Genomic DNA, 16,197 nt, shown 5'->3' with positions numbered 1-16,197 from the left:
TGATTGATATTGCGGGATCGATATTGTGACAGGCACCTTTTCATGACGAGCAACTGGATTACGACCCGCGCATGGTTCTTGATGCTGCCCCTGCTGATCGTCATGGTCGCGGTTATCGGATGGCCGCTCATCGATACGGTGCGCCTCTCCTTCACCGATGCCAAGCTCGTAGGCACCGAGGGCAGTTTTGTCGGTTTCGACAATTACGTGAAGATCCTGTCCGGCACAAATTTTCAACGTACGCTTGTCACCACCTTCTGGTTTGCGGTGTTGTCTGTTGCTTTGGAGATGGTGATCGGCGTTCTGGCGGCACTGCTTCTCAACCAGCAATTCTATGGCCGTTCGGTTTTGCGCGCCCTGATGATCCTGCCCTGGGCGCTGCCGACGGTGGTCAATGCCACGCTTTGGCGTCTGATCTACAATCCGGAATATGGCGCGCTCAACGCAGCGCTGACTCAGATGGGTTTTATCGATGCCTATCGTTCCTGGCTGGGTGAACCCAACACGGCACTCGCTTCGCTGATCCTCGCCGATTGCTGGAAGAATTTCCCATTGGTGGCCCTAATCGCGCTAGCAGCCTTGCAGGCGGTGCCGCGTGATATCACTGCTGCCTCGATGGTGGACGGTGCCGGTGCGTGGTCGCGTTTCCGCTTCGTCATCATGCCCTATCTTGCCGGTCCCTTGATGGTGGCGCTGGTGCTGCGCACCATCGAGGCGTTCAAGGTCTTCGATATCATCTGGGTCATGACCCGGGGCGGTCCGGCCAACAGCACACGGACATTGTCGATCCTCGTTTATCAGGAGGCCTTCTCCTTCCAGCGCGCGGGCTCCGGCGCGTCGCTCGCGCTGATCGTCACGCTGCTGGTGACCGTGCTTGCCGTTGCCTATGCCGCCCTGATCCGTAAAAGCGCAGGAGCCTCGTAATGGAACGGCGCAGTCTCACCGCAGCGATACTCGTTCATCTCGCAGCCTTGCTTTTGCTTGTCGTCATCCTGGCGCCGGTCGTCTGGCTGTTCATCATGAGCATTTCCTCGACGCCTGATCTCATTGCCAAGCCGCTACACTGGTGGCCGGATACGATCGATCTGTCGCGCTACGGCGTTCTGCTTTCATCGGTAGTCAACAGCGCCGGCCAGGCTTTCGTTGCCTCGCTGTTCAACAGCCTGAAAGTGGCAGGCATGGCAACAGTGGCAGCGCTTATCGTCGCTATTCCCTCTGCCTGGGCGGTGTCGCGTACACCTTCGGTCGGCTGGTCGCTCTATGCGGTCATCGCCACCTATATGCTGCCGCCGGTGGCACTCGCCGTACCGCTCTACATGGCGCTTTCGTGGATCGGCCTCCTGAACAACGTTTTCGGTCTGGCGCTGGTCTATCTCACCATTCTCGCGCCGTTCACCACCTGGCTGCTGAAATCCGGCTTCGACTCGATTCCGCGCGAAATCGAAAGTGCCGCCACCATGGATGGTGCGCGGCTTGACCAGATATTGCGGCTGATCACGCTGCCGCTGGCCGCACCGGTCATGGCGACGGCAGCACTCTTTGCTTTCCTGCTCGCCTGGGACGAATTCTTCTATGCCCTGCTCTTCACGTCTGACCAGCGGGCCAAAACCTTGACGGTGGCGATCGCCGACCTGGCAGGTGGACGCGTCTCGGACTACGGACTGATAGCCACAGCGGGTGTGCTTGCCGCCCTCCCCCCGCTGCTGATCGGTCTCTTCATGCAACGTGCCCTGATCTCGGGTCTGACCAGCGGCGGCGTTAAAGGATGAGCATGACTTCGCAAACCAGCAAACCCGCCGGCCTTGTCGCAATCGAAAAGGAAATGGCGCGGCAGAATGCCGATGCTATTGCCTCTTTCGAGGCAGCGGCACCCCTGGCCGTGACCATCGCTCAGTCCCTGCGTAAGACCGGGCGGCTTCTGCTGCTCGGCATGGGCGGTTCACATGCGGTCGGCCGCGCCGTCGAGCCGCTCTATCGCAGCCTCGGTATCGATGCCATCGCCCTGCCGCTCTCCGAACAGCTTGGCCAGCCATTGTCTCTCTCCGGAAAGACCGTTCTTGTTACCTCTCAGTCAGGCGAAAGTGCCGAGGTGTTGCGGTGGTTCGCTGAAGCCGGCGTTCCTTCGGATACGTTCGGCCTGACGCTGGAAGGTGGCTCCACTCTCGCCCGTACCGTACCTTCTCTGATCGGCGCCGGCGGGACGGAAAATGCTTTCGCCGCGACGCGCAGCCTTACCGTCAGTTTTGCCCTGCACCTTGCGGTGCTCTCCGCGCTTGGCAATGACCCAGCCGCAGCGCTTGCGATCCTCAATTGGCAGCGCAAGCCTGAGGTCGCTGCCGCTGTCGCCGCGCTTTCCGGCGTATCGGCTGTCGTCACATCCGGCCGCCGCATGCAGGGTGTTGCCGAAGCGATCGCCCTCGGCCTCACCGAACTCTCCCGCATCCCCTGCTTCTCGCTGGAAGGCGGGCAGTTGCGCCACGGTCCGATGGAAATGCTCGGGCCCAAGGTCGGCGTTGTCCTCTTCCGTGCCAAGGACGCTACGTCCGAACTCGTCGCCCGCATGACGCTCTCTGCATTGGAGGCAGGATCGCCTGTCGTGATGTTTGACGCATCGGGTGAACCCGCTATCGACGGTGTTGCAACGATCGATACCGGCGCAGCGAGTGGAATCGCTGCTGTCTTCGCGCTCCTGCCGGCAGCGCAGCACTTCATGCTGGGCTTTGCCGGCGCACGTGTTGCCGATCTCGGAACGCCTGTCCGCACGACCAAGATCACACGGAGCGAATGATGCGTCCCCTCGCCGTCATTGGAAACGTCAATGTCGATCTCATTCTCGGCCCCGCCGATCCCTGGCCGACGCCCGGAACCGAGATCATGGTCGATTATGACGAATTGCGCGTCGGCGGTTCGGCTGGCAACGCCGCATTGACCTGGGAAGGGCTCGGCCTCGATTTCCAGATCGCCGCCAATATCGGCAATGACCAGTTCGGCGAATGGCTGCGGCAAGGTTTCGGAGCACACGCAAGGCGCTGGCCTGTTTCACCGATGGGAACCACGCTTTCCGTCGGCATTACCCATCCCAGTGGCGAGCGCACATTTTTCACCACGCGCGGGCATATCGGGGCGCTGTCCTGGCCCGAGGTCGTTGCGACGCTCGACACTGAGCGGTTGAAGGGCGGCATCGTGATTCTGTGCGGGTCCTTCCTTACCGATGCCCTGATTGCGCAATATGACGCACTGTTCGACTGGGCCGCCGCAAATGATATCCAGGTAGCGCTCGACACCGGCTGGCCGATCGATGGCTGGACCGATGCCAACCGCGCGAAGGCGCGAAAATGGCTGTCGCGTTGTCATCTTGCCTTGTTCAACGAGGTCGAAACGACCCGCCTCGCCACTAGTGTCGAACCGGCCGAAGCCGCACGTAAGCTCAAGGCGCTGATGCCAAAGGATGCGATTGTCGTCGTCAAGCGGGGCCCTGACGGTGCCCTGGCTGTGGGCTCGGACGATCAATTGGTCTCAGTCCCCGCTCCCCTCGTGACAGTTGCCGATACAATCGGCGCCGGCGATGTGTTCAACGCTGCTTTTCTCGCTGCCCTGGCGGGCGGCCAGACACTCGAACACAGTCTGGCGTCCGGCGTGCGCGTCGCTTCGATGGCCATATCCACCGTTCCGCGCCGCTATGACGGCCAGGCCTTGCAAACAATACCGGAGGAGGCTCCATGAGCGCCCTTGAGCTTGTCAACATCCGCAAACGCTACGGCACTGTCGAAACGCTGAAGGGCATTGATCTTTCTCTCGCCAGCGGCGAGTTCCTCGTCCTGCTCGGCTCTTCTGGTTGCGGCAAGTCGACCTTGCTCAATATCATTGCGGGTCTCGCGGAAGCGACCGACGGTGATGTGCACATCGGCGATCGGTCGGTTACCGGGGTTCATCCCAAAGACCGCGATATCGCCATGGTGTTTCAGTCCTACGCGCTCTATCCGAACATGTCGGTGGCCCGCAACATCGGCTTTGGTCTTGAGATGCGCAATGTCGCCGCGGCAGAGCGCACGCAGGCTGTGCAGAAGGCCGCCAGAATCCTGCAGATCGAGAATCTTCTTGGCCGCAAGCCATCGGAGCTTTCCGGTGGCCAGCGCCAGCGCGTCGCCATCGGCCGGGCGCTGGTGCGCGATCCCCAGATTTTCCTGTTCGACGAGCCTCTGTCCAATCTCGATGCCAAATTGCGCATGGAGATGCGAACCGAACTGAAGCGGCTGCACCAGATGCTAGGCACCACGATCGTCTATGTGACGCATGACCAGATCGAGGCGATGACCTTGGCGACGCGCATTGCCGTGATGCGCGATGGCCAGATCGAACAGCTCGCCGCACCCGACGAAATCTATAACCGTCCGGCGACGCGTTACGTTGCAAGTTTTGTCGGCTCGCCGCCGATGAACATGCTCGATGCGACAGTCGCCGATGGCATCGCCCATATTGACGGCTCGCTCAGTAGCATCCCCCTCCCCCGCGAGTTGCAGGAGAGCGCCGGAAAAGCACGCAATGTCATTGTCGGCATCCGCCCGGAGAACCTGACGCTGGCGTCAGGCGACGACATAGGTCTTGCGATTGAGGCGAAGGTCGTGGTGGTGGAACTAACCGGTCCGGAGCTGGTGGTTACCTCGACGATAGGAAGTCAGCGGCTGACGGCAAGCCTGCCGCCGAGATCACAGGTGACCGTCGGCATGTTGCAACGCTTCAGCATCGATGCCAGTGCGTTGCATGTCTTCGACAAGGTGACCGAAAAGCGGATTTAGAACTGCGGGATTTTTCTATAAATGGTTGCGGCTTCACTATGGCCCCCCGCACTCATGCTATTACCATTTTTGCGAAAATGGTAATAGATTCTTGTGTCGATTCGTGCTATTACCATTCTTGCGCAATTGGTAATAATGATTATGCAACGCATCGATCACACATATCAGGTACTTTATTCTGAACTTGCCCAGCGGACACTCGATGCTTCGTTTACGAGTGATTTTCCCATAAGCGGCCGGTTCATAACCATGGAAAGCCGCGGCCGACGATATTGGTATTTCGATACGGCGAAAGAGGGTGGCGGCAAAAATCGCCGCTATGTCGGCCCGGTTGACGATGAGGAGATCACGCGAAGGGTCGAGAATTTCAAGGACCTGAAGTCAGACGCCCGGGCCCGCCGCAAGATCGTATCGACGCTCGTACGGGAGGCCTATCTCCCGCGGCCAGAGCCATTTGTGGGTGAAATCGTTCAAACTCTGGCTATTGCCGGTTTTTTCCGCTTGCGCGGTGTCCTGGTAGGAACAGTTGCATTTCAATGCTATCCCGCGATTCTGGGGATGCGTTTGCCGAATGCCGCACTGCAGACAGCGGACGCGGATTTTGCCCAGTTCCACTCAATTTCAGCCGCAGTTGGAGACGCCCTCCCGCCCGTTCTGGATGTGTTACGGAAAGTTGATCCGACCTTTCGCGTAGTTCCGCATCAAACCGACAGCCGGCAATCGACGAAATTCATAAATCGTTCTGGATACGCAGTGGAGTTCCTGACCCCAAACACCGGTTCCGTTGATTATGGCAACCATCCCGCATCGATGCCGGCTCTTGGTGGCGCGTCGGCTCAGCCGCTGCGGTTTCTGGATTTCCTTATCCACCAACCGGTGCGCGCAGTTATGCTCTATGCCTCGGGCGTCCCAATTCTCGTCCCTGCACCCGAGCGCTACGCCGTCCACAAACTCATCGTGGGATCGCGGCGCCGAAACGATGCGGATGGCACCGCCAAGAGCCGCAAAGACCGCCTACAATCCAGAATCCTTATGGAGGCGATGATCGAATCTCGCCAGGACGAAGCATTGGCCGACGCATACATGGAAGCATGGGATAGAGGGGTCGCCTGGAAAGAAGCAATAATCGAGAGCATGCGTTCATACGACGAAAACACCCAACGTCTTTTGAAGGATTGCTTGGCAAAGGGTGTCGCACGATTGGGTGGCGAACCAAATGACTATGGACTGGCTTAGGCGCGACGTTTCCGTCCCTATACGGCTATGCTTGGACGGGTAACGACATAAGCGGCACAAGCGATGAAGAACAGCGCAACGACACCACCAAGAATGGGTGCTGGCCGGGCGAAATAAAAGAACGTCCCATAGCCGAAAACCATGCCACCGCAGGCTATCCATTTCACGCGTTTTGGTACGGCTCCGTGATTGCGCCACTGCACCAGGGTTGGACCAAAGACCGGATGTTCGAGCAGCCATTTTTCAAAGCGTGGTGAGGAACGGCTGAAACACCAGGCGGCGATGATGAGGAAGATCGTTGTCGGCATGACCGGCAGCAAGGCTCCGATGAAGCCAAGTGCTACCATCACCCATCCAAGCGCGAAATAGACCGTCCGCTTCGTTCCGTTCATGCCCACCGTTCCCCATGGCGTTGCAAAACGGTTTATATGGTTGAGCGCGAAATGTCAGCCCGTGACGGGCCGCTCGGTTCAAAGCCCGAAATGACCCCTCAGCCCCGGAACCGAATCCAGAAGCTGGTCGACAAGGTTAGGATCGGCCGATTCCTTGGCATGGGCAAGGACTGCCGCGCCAGCTTCCCTGATCTGGTCGACTGTCAACCCGCTTTCCTTGAGCGCCGCCACGCCATTGATAAGTGCGCCCACCTTTTCACCTGCGGCGCCTCCGAGCATGCTGGTGACACTCGACAGGAAGCCGCCGGACTGGGCTCCGCTTGCCATGACGTCAAAACTTTGTGCGAGCTCGGTGGCACCGGGAATCTTTGCGAACAGCGATGCCGCCTGCTCCGGAGCCTCATGCTGAAGAACGGAAAGGACGGTACCGGCTGCCTTCTCCGCCACCTGCGGGTCAAGGTTGGCTTGGGTGGCGATTGAATCAACGAGATCCTGGATTGGCATGGTGACCTCCTCGTGGTTGAGTTTGTACAAGTTTTAGACGTCAGTGATGATGTCTGGATGACGCCAGGAGCACATTGCACTTACAAGGAAAACGCCCGAACTGGATGGATCCGGTCCGGGCGCTGTAAAGGATGTTTACCGTCACGAGACGACAAGTTTATTCGGCCTTCAGGCGCGTATTGCAGGCGCTCCAGTACTGCGGCCAGGTCTTACCGCCGGTCTTGTTGGAGGCTTTGGCTTTTTGCCATTGCTCGCCGCACTCACTGATGCGTGCGCGGAACGCAACCTGACCGGGTGACAGCGGCTTGCCATCGGCGGTAGTCGCTGCTGCAGTTGTTTTCGTGGTGGTCTTGGCTGCAGTGGTTTTCGTTGCAGCAGGCTTCGGCTCATCTGGTACTGTTGCGTCCGAGTCGTCGGACTTCAGGCTGTCACTGCAGGCGGAGAGGAACTGTGGCCACTTCTGACCATTGAGTGTACCTGCTTCCTTGGCCGCCTGGTATTGCGTGCTGCATTCCTTGGTCACTGCCTTGGCTGACATGCCGCCTGCGGGAGCTGCGGCTGCCGTCTCGGTCTTTTTGGCCTTTGTTGTCGTTGTTTCCTTTGCCTGTTTCTTCGCCGGGGTCTTGGCTGCGGGCGCCGCGGCGTCTGCATCCGGCTGATCCTCCTTCAGCTTGGCACTGCACTCTGAGAGGAACTGTGGCCACTTCTGGCCATTGAGCGTACCCGCTTCCTTGGCTGCGTTATATTGCGTGCTGCATTGTTTTGTTACGGATTGCGCAGCCGCTGGGAGCGTGAAGAATGCCATGCCTGCACCGGCAATCACCGTCGCGGCGAGAATATTGAAACGAAACTGGTTCATCGTCGTGTGTTCCTTGCGATAGTGTTTCGCGTTTCCCCCGGGAGCGCACCATGCGTTCCGGTTTAACAATGCCACGATGGCTTCCGTCCCTTTGAATGAAAGGCCAGGTCAAGGCATCCCTTCGAAGTCATCGGTTGGAAGTTGCGCGTGGATTGTGGCCGAAAATGACGTGGGTTCAGAAATGTTGCGTATGAATGGCGCATGAATCTAACCATTGTCAGCGATCGATGGCATTGCATCGGCAGCATGACTTGTTCATCTTTTGATTGCAAGGGTGCAGGTGATACAACCCAGCGATCTGCGGGGCATGCGTTCAGCGCTTTTCGATGTAATCCCCTGTGATAGAATAGCCTCTCCCGCCGCTCGTTCAGTACCGGTTGGGCGTTGAAGTCGAAGCGAAGGTTTGGATTCAAGGGAGGACAAGATGGCCAAGACCGACTTCAAATCCGTGGACGAGTATATCGCCACCCAGCCCGAGGCCGCGAAGGACATACTCGAGCGTGTGCGAAATACCATCCGAAAGGCACTGCCTACCGCTGAAGAAGTGATCTCGTACCAGATACCCGCTTACAAATTGCGTGGCGCCGCCATTCTCTATTTCGCAGGTTGGAAGAAACACTACTCGCTCTACCCCGCCAATGAGCAGCTGGTGGCCTTCTTCAAGAACGACCTTGCTCCTTATGAAGTCAACAACAAGGGTACGATCCGTTTTCCTCTCTCTCGGCCCATACCTTTAAAACTGATCGAGCGCATCGCGAAGTTCCGCGCAAAGGAAGTTGCCGAACTCGACAGGATCAAAGCGGCAGCGCTCAAGAAGCGCTAGGTTCGATTAGAAAATATCTGCCGAGTTCTGCCTTGAAGCGTCGCTTCATATGGATAAGTCGTCTTGCGGCAAGGTGTTGACAATTCATTAACTATAACGCCAAACGGAAACGAAAGTCATCATGACTTCCGATGCACGGTATTTTGTATTTGCTGAAAACCATCAGGATGGGTCCAGTTGCGCCCGAGCGCGGCGGCATCGAGATACGTCGTTCCCTGCCCTGATCGATTTGCAAACGATGGCACGAGACAGAAGAGTCGTCAACTTTCCGGCAGGAAATTTATAAAGCTCCGGTCGTCCGGAGCCCTCCCCTGCGTCCGTCTGGGGGGCGCTACCTCGCCTTGATCAGTCTATTGGTCTTACCCGTACCGAGCGGCGCACCAGGTTGCTTGCGGCGATTCCTGGAGAAAAATATGGTATGGGAAACATCAAAAACCATACAAGAATCGTGTCAAAATGCGTAAAATCCAAAGACGTATACTGTCAACTTGAGATGTGAATTTGTCGGGTTCCAAAGTTTTTCTGCATAAAAGTTCTCAGCTGAGAACTTTTACGGGATGCGCCTCCTGCGAATCCCATTTGAATGTCCGATGGGGCGAAGTTGGTGAAAAGTTCTCAGCTGAGAACTTTTCAAGGGGTTCACCCGGCCTGGAGACCGGCAGGTCGTTAACTTTAAAGCGCTTGACGACTCATGCAGACTCAGTTGAATTTACGCTTTAATCTCAAAAATTGGATTTAGAGCGTTTATGTTGTCTCCAACTGAAAAAGACCAGAGCCACCGTACCGGTAAGAAGGTGCGCTCTTTGACGCGTCTGGTTGAGGCGGATGCCAACCTGTTGAGCGCTCAGCTGCAGGAGTTGCGCTCCCGCGCCTTCCCGCCGACGGCGGAAAAGGAACTGCGCAAATTCACGTCCGGTGAGGCCGCCAAGCTGATCGGCATTACCGATGCCTATATACGGCACCTGTCGCTTGCCGGCGAGGGTCCGGAAGCGGAAAAGACTTCCGGTGGCCGCAGGCTTTACTCGCTCGATCAGGTGCATGAAATCCGCAATTACCTGGCGAAATCGAAAAAGAGCTATCTGCCGGTTCGGCATGGCAACGAGCATATGCAAGTCATCGCCGTCACGAACTTCAAAGGAGGCTCCGGAAAAACGACCACTGCGGCTCACGTGGCCCAGTATTTCGCCATGCGCGGCTATCGCACTCTGGCGATTGATCTTGATCCGCAGGCGTCGCTATCGGCGCTGTTCGGCATTCAGCCGGAATTTGACCTTGAAGAGAACGACACGATCTACGGCGCGATCCGCTATGACGATCAGCAGCGGCCCCTCGCCGACATCATCCGCAAGACCTATTTTGCCGGACTCGACATTATTCCAGGCAATCTGGAACTGCAGGAATTCGAGCACGATACGCCCCGCATCCTTGCTGAAAAGCGTCGCGGTACTGAGCGACTGTTTTTTTCGCGTATCGCCAGCGCTCTGCAGACCGTTGATGATCGTTATGACGTGGTCGTCCTCGATTGCCCACCATCGCTGGGTTTCTTGACGCTGTCGGCACTGTGTGCAGCACGCAGTGTGCTTGTCACCATACACCCGCAAATGCTTGACGTTGCGTCCATGTCGCAGTTCCTGCATATGACCGCAGGATTGCTTGATGTCGTCGAACAGGCAGGCGGCGATGCGGATTATGATTTCTTCCGCTACGTCATTACCCGGTATGAGCCAAGTGATGGCCCGCAGGGGCAGATCGTCGGGCTGATGAAAAGCCTGTTCGGCGAACGCGTCCTGACCAATGCCTTACTGAAGTCCACTGCCATTTCCGATGCTGGCCTGACCAAGCAGACGCTCTATGAAGTCGGCCGCGAATATTTCACACGCGCTACCTATGACCGGGCTATCGAAGCGCTCGATGCGGTCAATTTAGAGATTGAGGATCTGGTGCGCGAAGCATGGGGCAGGTCGCCATGAACAAACGCAGAGACGCTTTGAAAGCCATGATGACGCCGATCAACGAGGGGTCGCAGACCGAACACCGGCTGGCGAAACCCGCACAGAAGTCGGGTTCGCTGAAAGCCATGGGCTTGTCGCTGCAAAGTCTTTCGGATGATGCGGACGAGGCACAGGCGCTGCGCGAAAAGCTCGCGTCCGGCGAACATGTGATCGACATCGATCCCGATCTGATTGATGCGTCGTTTATCCGCGATCGTCTCGATGATACGGATACCGTGGATTTTGAAGAGCTGAAGACCAGCATTGAGGAACATGGTCAGCAGGTGCCTATCCTGGTACGCCCCAATCCGCGCAATGATAACCGCTACCAGGTTGCCTATGGCCACCGCCGTCTGGCTGCACTGAAAGCCATTGGCCGCCCGGTCAAGGCGATTGCGCGCGACCTCTCGGACGAGGATCTGATCGTTGCGCAGGGCAAGGAGAACCTTGAGCGCAAGGATCTGTCCTTCATTGAACGGGCTCTGTTTGCGGCGCGGCTGGAAGCTCACGGCATCGAGCGGCATGCTTTGATGGCGGCCCTCTCGGTACACAAGGGCAATCTGTCGACCATGATTGCCCTCGCCAATTCACTGCCGGAAGACCTTATCAGGGCTGTTGGCCCTGCTCCGAAGATTGGCCGACCACGCTGGGAGCAACTATCGCAATTGCTGCAAGCAAGGAACGAATACTGGAAGGAAGGGGTAGATATGGAGCGCTTCTTCCGCCTCGACAGCGATGCGCGGTTTGCGCTGCTCTTGAAAAGCCTGACACCCAAGAAGAAGTCCGGACCCTACATATATCCGCTCAAATCGAAAGAGGGCCAATCCTTCGCTAAGATTGAGCAGAATGACGGCAAGACCCGGGTGATCATAGATGAAGCGATCACGCCAGAATTTGGACATTACCTCATCGAGCACTTGCCGGAAATCTATGCGGCGTTCGTTCGCCGCGAGACGAGTGAGCCGCGTATTAGACAACTCTAACTGGAGAGAGATCACAAAAGAAAAGGCCCCCGAAACTGCGTCCCGGAAGCCCTCTCAAAGTCTAAGCAGCTTGAGAATCGCATTTCCGAGAATCACTGTCAAGCATTAAGCGTCGTTTCGGCGAGCAGATTTCTTTTGCCTGATTGAAGGTGGAAGCAATGAACAGGGAAATGACAACGACGCCTTTTGGGCGGCGGCCGATGTCGCATGCCATGCTGGAAGCACAAGCATCTGCACGCGATTGTCCGGCCACTCAGGTCGCCGATAAGTGGAAATTGTTCCGCACAATTACCGAGGCGCGGCCGATGCTCGGCGTGTCCGATCGTGCGCTTGCAGTTCTGCATGCGCTGCTCAGCTTTCACAAGCAGGCGGAACTGGACAGTGAAACTAATCTTATCGTCTTTCCGTCTAACCGCGAACTGTCAATGCGGGCGCACGGCATGGCGCCGGTGACCCTGCGCCGTCATCTGGCGGCCTTGGTGGAGGCTGGCCTCATCATCCGGCGTGACAGTCCCAACGGCAAGCGCTACGTACGCCGCGACCAGGAAGGAGACGTCAAGACGGCATTCGGCTTCGATCTGACGCCGCTGGTAGTGCGGGCAGGGGAACTGGAACAATTCGCTGCTTCGATACGCGCCGAAGATCTGGCGAAGCGCCTATTAAGGGAGCGCGTCAGCCTCCATCGCCGTGACATTGCGAAGATGGTCATTTTCGCCGAAGAGCAGGAATTGGACGGACCTTGGGACGCCATCAGCGAGCGTTTCATGCCTTTGGCGCGACCCTTGTTGCGTGGCTTTGACCGCCTGGGGCTCGGTACATTGGCTGCCGCTCTTGATGATTTGCGTCTGGATGTAGAGAAGCTCTTGGAAATCCACGCTAATTTCAATAAATCAACCGCCAGTGACGTTCAAACTGAACGGCACATACAGAATCAAAACCCAGACTCCTCATCTGATTTTGAACCCGGCTTTAGAAAAGACCAGGGGGCAAATGCCGAGACAGGCTGGAACAAGGAAGAAGAAACGGGAACCAGTGAGGAAATAGCTATTGATGAGAGTGATCGACTTCGGCGTTCCACCAGCAAATTGCCCCCGAAAGCCTTTCCACTGGGCCTCATCCTCAAGGCCTGCCCGGATATCGTCGATTACACCTTGAAAGGCATCGAAAACTGGCCCGACCTGGTGCAGACGGCCAATCTGGTCCGGGTGACGCTTGGGATAAGTCCCGATGCCTGGAATCAGGCGATTGAAACCCTAGGCGCCAATGAGGCGGCAATCGTCGTTGCGGCAATATTGCAAAAGGGCGAAACGATCACGAGTCCCGGCGGATACTTGCGGGCGCTCACCGACAAGGCTCGAGCGGGGGCGTTCTCTACTGGTCCGTTGTTGATGGGCTTGTTGCGAGTGAACCAGATCAAGCATGAGGCGCAGGCTGGATAAGGACCGGTACAAAATTAAATATTGACCTCTACTGTCATGTTTAATAACTGCTTAATCCGGCTCGCCAGTTGTGAGCCGGTAACAGGATAGGGGAGGGGGCTTGTTACCCGTCCTTTGAGAATACGGACCCATGACAGTGTTTCCCAATTCATCGCCCGCCATGGTCGGCAATACAACGTTTCACGATGTGGCTTCTGATCAGAATGGCCAGACCTACCGGGTTTTCATCTATCGCCCGGAGGGTGAAGCGCCGGAGCAGGGCTGGCCAGTGCTTTACATGACCGATGGAAATGCGGTGATCGGCACGGCGGTTGATGTCATGCGGGCGCAGGCGAATTATCCGAGCGGTACCAATGTTGGACCCGGTGTCATCGTGACCATCGGCTATCCACTCGATGCTGCCTATGATCCCTTGCGCCGCTCGTGGGATCTGGGTCCGCCGCCCGGCCAAACCTACCCCCCCTTTTTTGAAAACAGCCCGGAAGTGAAAACCGGCGGCGCAGAAGAGTTCCTGACTTTTATCGAGGATCAGATCAAACCCGTGGTCGAGGCTGCCCTTCCTGTCGATCGCAATCGTCAATCGCTTTTCGGCCACTCCTTTGGCGGTCTTTTTGTGCTTTACAGCCTTTTCACCCGGCCTTCGGCATTTACGACATGGATTGCCGCCAGTCCGTCGATCTATTGGGAAAATCGCGCTATCGATCAATTCTATTCAAGGTTTGTCACCGCACACCAGACGAGAGAGAATGCCGAACTGTTCCTCTCCTGCGGGGAATACGAGACTGACAGGCTGGCGCCGTTCCAGGTCGGTGCTGCAGATGAGGCAGAGCGGCTAGCGCAGAGAAAGATCACGCTGAATGATATCTATTCTGTCGAACTTGTGGACCGCCTGAATGATCTGCCCGGTCGGCCGATACGTGCGCAGTTCGAGATCCACCCCGGTGAGAACCACATGTCGTTGCTGCCGGTCGCGGTCAATCGCGCGATCCAAAATGCCTTTGCCATCAGGAAGCAAGCCCAGGCGGGATGAAATGAATCAACGGAGGGAGTCTGATGCTGCCGTGCTACCCTCTAACCGGGTTACCGGATGTGTCGGTTTCAACGATGAGCCACGACGATGCCTATGTCGATATTTGGTGGTGGCCCTATAGAGGTGAGATGGACTGGAGCAAGGTAAGCTCCGTGCTTTCATCAGATGAGCAGGCGCGGGCAGCGACTTTTGCGTTTGAAAAGGATGCCATAGCCTTTATGGCCGGGCGCCATCTGCAGCGCTCGGTTCTGTCGCTCTATACGGATATTCCGGCAGCTGATTTGAACATTGCAGCTGGATTATATGGCAAGCCCTATCTTGCCAACGCGGGCGGTGTGACCTTCAATCTGTCCAACGCGGAGGGATTGGCCGTTTTTGCGATCAGCCGTCAATGCACGTTACTGGGCATCGACGCCGAACCAATGGAAACTGGGTTTGAGCTCGCGACCTCATCGTTGTTTTGTTCGCCCTCGGAACTGGAGATTTTGTCGACGCTTCAGGGCAATGAGCGTCAGGCGCTGCTTCTGAACTATTGGACCCTAAAGGAAAGTCTTCTGAAAGCAGTGAGTACCGGACTTGCCGCAGCGCCCAACGAACTGAACATTCGATTGGATCGTTTGACAGCTACGATCCTTATCGACAGTGCCCTAACTCGCGATGACATCTGTTGGCATCATCGCCTGCTTCACGCACCATCCGGCCATCTGATTGCCATATCGGCGCAATTGGGTCAGACCAATTTGATCCTGCGTCAGCGGAAAATGCCTGATCCCGAATGATCGTCAATAGTCGACGGCAATGGATTGGCCCATCGTGTCATGCCCACTCGACAACCAGTTCACCTGCGAGTCGTGCGGCTCCAGATCGAAGTGATCCTGCCCCAGGAGTGAATTGATGATGTGCGCGCTGCGCCAGGCCATGAGGCTGAGCTGCGAGTCTGCAATTCCGTGGCTGTACCTTCCGGCGTTCTGCGCGAAAATCCGGTTCTGCTTCGGGCCATTCCAGTTAAGACAATAATCGTCGTTCAGTACTGGCCGGTTATTGCGGTCGAACTGAATGCGGTCCTGCAAACCGGCCAGCGCGTCCGGGAGCCTGAACTGATAGCCGGTTGCCAGGACGATCGCGTCGGCATGGGCCACCTCGACACCACCGTCGAAACGGTTGCGCACGATCAGGCGATAGCCATCCTTGTCCGCTTCCACCTGGATGACATCGCGGTTGGGTGAAAGCTTCGCATCGATGTTGCGATGTTCCAGGTAGCGCAAGCTGTAAAGCCGCCGGTAGATGGCGTTGATGGTCGAAATGGAGAGCCCGTCGCTGGTCAGAATCGAGGCTTTCAGCGCTTCCAGCTTCTGGTCATTGTTGAGATTGAGATAGGCGTAGACATATTCCGGTGAAAAGACCTGGTTGGAAAAGGCCGTATCATTGATCGGTTCGAAATTGTGCCGGCGGCTAAACCAGTTGAGCTCTTTCAGTGTCGATTTCGAATTGAGCAGGGCCTCCACCACCTCACCGCCGCTCTGGCCACCGCCGATGACCGCAATGCGCGAGGCATTTAGGCTGGACAAACGGCGCTTGGCCTCGGAATTGTGGAAGCATTTTTCACCCAGAAAGGGCAACGCCCAGGAGGGCACAAACGGCGTGGTGCCGGTTCCGAGTACGAGATTTCTTGCACTTATCGCACCGTTATCGAACTGCACGACGAACTGGTCCTTGTCGAACTTGACCTCGCGCACGGTCGAACCAAAGGAGAGGTTTTTTAGCCGGCTTGCCACCCAAGCTAGATATTGGGCAAATTCGCGCCGCGGCACCGCCTCGTAGTGGGCATTCAGAAAGGCATAGAGCCGCTTGTGGGCAACAAGGTAGGAAATGAAGGACCATGGGCTCGTCGGCATGACCGGCGTGACAAGATCCTTCAGATAGGACGATTGCAGTTCGACATCCGGCAGCATCATGCCCGGATGCCAGTCGAAATCTGGCCGGCTCTCGTAGAAATGCGCCCTGACATTGCCGACGCTATCAAGGAGCGACGCCAGGCTCAGATTTGATGGCCCGATACCAATCCCGGCCAGATCAAGAGTTCCGCTCGCCTGACTGGTTCGATCATTGTTTGCAAACATGGCAGTCATCAGAATTCCTTTCCG

Annotated in this window: 16 protein-coding genes; 12 read left to right on the top strand and 4 right to left on the bottom strand. The window is 57.0% G+C overall.

All coding sequences use genetic code 11. The annotated features are described in order from the left end of the window. Positions 1–42: 42 nt before the first annotated feature. The 6 genes from BLM14_RS30605 (at position 43) to BLM14_RS30580 (ending at position 6,032) form a co-directional block, all read left to right on the top strand. Positions 43–924: a carbohydrate ABC transporter permease gene (locus tag BLM14_RS30605; RefSeq protein WP_100003822.1), complete on the top strand. Its 882-nt coding sequence runs from the start codon at positions 43–45 to the stop codon at positions 922–924. Further along, positions 924–1,769: a carbohydrate ABC transporter permease gene (locus BLM14_RS30600; RefSeq protein ID WP_100003821.1), complete on the top strand. Its 846-nt coding sequence runs from the start codon at positions 924–926 to the stop codon at positions 1,767–1,769. The genes BLM14_RS30605 and BLM14_RS30600 overlap by 1 nt, the downstream gene beginning before the upstream one ends. Beyond that, on the top strand, positions 1,766–2,788 hold the full coding sequence (locus BLM14_RS30595) for an SIS domain-containing protein (RefSeq protein WP_100003820.1): 1,023 nt from the start codon (positions 1,766–1,768) through the stop codon (positions 2,786–2,788). The genes BLM14_RS30600 and BLM14_RS30595 overlap by 4 nt, the downstream gene beginning before the upstream one ends. Further along, the gene (locus BLM14_RS30590; protein WP_100003819.1) at positions 2,788–3,723 is read left to right on the top strand and encodes a carbohydrate kinase family protein; all 936 of its coding nucleotides are present in this window, start codon (positions 2,788–2,790) and stop codon (positions 3,721–3,723) included. Before BLM14_RS30595 ends, BLM14_RS30590 begins: the two co-directional genes overlap by 1 nt. Further along, positions 3,720–4,796, top strand: coding sequence for an ABC transporter ATP-binding protein (locus BLM14_RS30585; RefSeq protein ID WP_100003818.1), 1,077 nt, complete (start codon positions 3,720–3,722; stop codon positions 4,794–4,796). Before BLM14_RS30590 ends, BLM14_RS30585 begins: the two co-directional genes overlap by 4 nt. 141 nt (positions 4,797–4,937) lie before the next feature. Then, positions 4,938–6,032, top strand: a complete 1,095-nt coding sequence (locus BLM14_RS30580) for a nucleotidyltransferase family protein (RefSeq protein ID WP_100003873.1) — start codon at positions 4,938–4,940, stop codon at positions 6,030–6,032. 17 nt (positions 6,033–6,049) lie between these two features. On the opposite strand, the gene BLM14_RS30575 is transcribed toward BLM14_RS30580, so the two are convergent. From BLM14_RS30575 to BLM14_RS30565, 3 genes are all read right to left on the bottom strand, one after another. Beyond that, a complete protein-coding gene (locus tag BLM14_RS30575) occupies positions 6,050–6,424 on the bottom strand; it encodes a YbaN family protein (RefSeq protein ID WP_100003817.1) in 375 nt (124 codons plus the stop codon). 78 nt (positions 6,425–6,502) lie between these two features. Beyond that, positions 6,503–6,928, bottom strand: coding sequence for a hypothetical protein (locus BLM14_RS30570; RefSeq protein WP_100003816.1), 426 nt, complete (start codon positions 6,926–6,928; stop codon positions 6,503–6,505). Positions 6,929–7,085: 157 nt separating this feature from the next. Beyond that, complete coding sequence (locus BLM14_RS30565) at positions 7,086–7,787, bottom strand: hypothetical protein (RefSeq protein ID WP_100003815.1); 702 nt, start codon at positions 7,785–7,787, stop codon at positions 7,086–7,088. Positions 7,788–8,211: 424 nt separating this feature from the next. Between BLM14_RS30565 and BLM14_RS30560 the strand changes: the two genes are divergently transcribed. The 6 genes from BLM14_RS30560 (at position 8,212) to BLM14_RS30535 (ending at position 14,832) form a co-directional block, all read left to right on the top strand. Then, positions 8,212–8,610, top strand: a complete 399-nt coding sequence (locus BLM14_RS30560) for an iron chaperone (protein WP_100003814.1) — start codon at positions 8,212–8,214, stop codon at positions 8,608–8,610. A gap of 746 nt (positions 8,611–9,356) precedes the next feature. Further along, positions 9,357–10,580 carry a plasmid partitioning protein RepA gene (repA, locus tag BLM14_RS30555; RefSeq protein WP_100003813.1) on the top strand — a complete coding sequence of 408 codons (1,224 nt, stop codon included), beginning with the start codon at positions 9,357–9,359 and terminating at the stop codon, positions 10,578–10,580. After that, positions 10,577–11,584, top strand: coding sequence for a plasmid partitioning protein RepB (repB, locus tag BLM14_RS30550; protein ID WP_100003872.1), 1,008 nt, complete (start codon positions 10,577–10,579; stop codon positions 11,582–11,584). The genes repA and repB overlap by 4 nt, the downstream gene beginning before the upstream one ends. Positions 11,585–11,742: 158 nt before the next feature. Further along, on the top strand, positions 11,743–13,023 hold the full coding sequence (gene repC, locus BLM14_RS30545) for a plasmid replication protein RepC (RefSeq protein ID WP_100003812.1): 1,281 nt from the start codon (positions 11,743–11,745) through the stop codon (positions 13,021–13,023). A 130-nt stretch (positions 13,024–13,153) separates the two neighbouring features. Continuing rightward, complete coding sequence (locus BLM14_RS30540) at positions 13,154–14,053, top strand: alpha/beta hydrolase (protein ID WP_100003811.1); 900 nt, start codon at positions 13,154–13,156, stop codon at positions 14,051–14,053. A 23-nt stretch (positions 14,054–14,076) separates the two neighbouring features. Continuing rightward, a complete protein-coding gene (locus BLM14_RS30535; protein WP_100003810.1) occupies positions 14,077–14,832 on the top strand; it encodes a 4'-phosphopantetheinyl transferase family protein in 756 nt (251 codons plus the stop codon). Positions 14,833–14,835: 3 nt separating this feature from the next. Here the strand turns inward: BLM14_RS30535 and BLM14_RS30530 are convergent, their stop codons facing one another. Then, positions 14,836–16,182, bottom strand: a complete 1,347-nt coding sequence (locus BLM14_RS30530) for a lysine N(6)-hydroxylase/L-ornithine N(5)-oxygenase family protein (protein WP_418314290.1) — start codon at positions 16,180–16,182, stop codon at positions 14,836–14,838. Between the last annotated feature and the right edge of the window lie 15 nt (positions 16,183–16,197).

This window comes from Phyllobacterium zundukense, from assembly GCF_002764115.1.
In the GTDB taxonomy this organism is placed as follows: domain Bacteria; phylum Pseudomonadota; class Alphaproteobacteria; order Rhizobiales; family Rhizobiaceae; genus Phyllobacterium; species Phyllobacterium zundukense.
The sequence above is the reverse complement of the archived record's forward strand: the minus strand, read 5'-3'. Positions and strand labels throughout refer to the sequence as shown.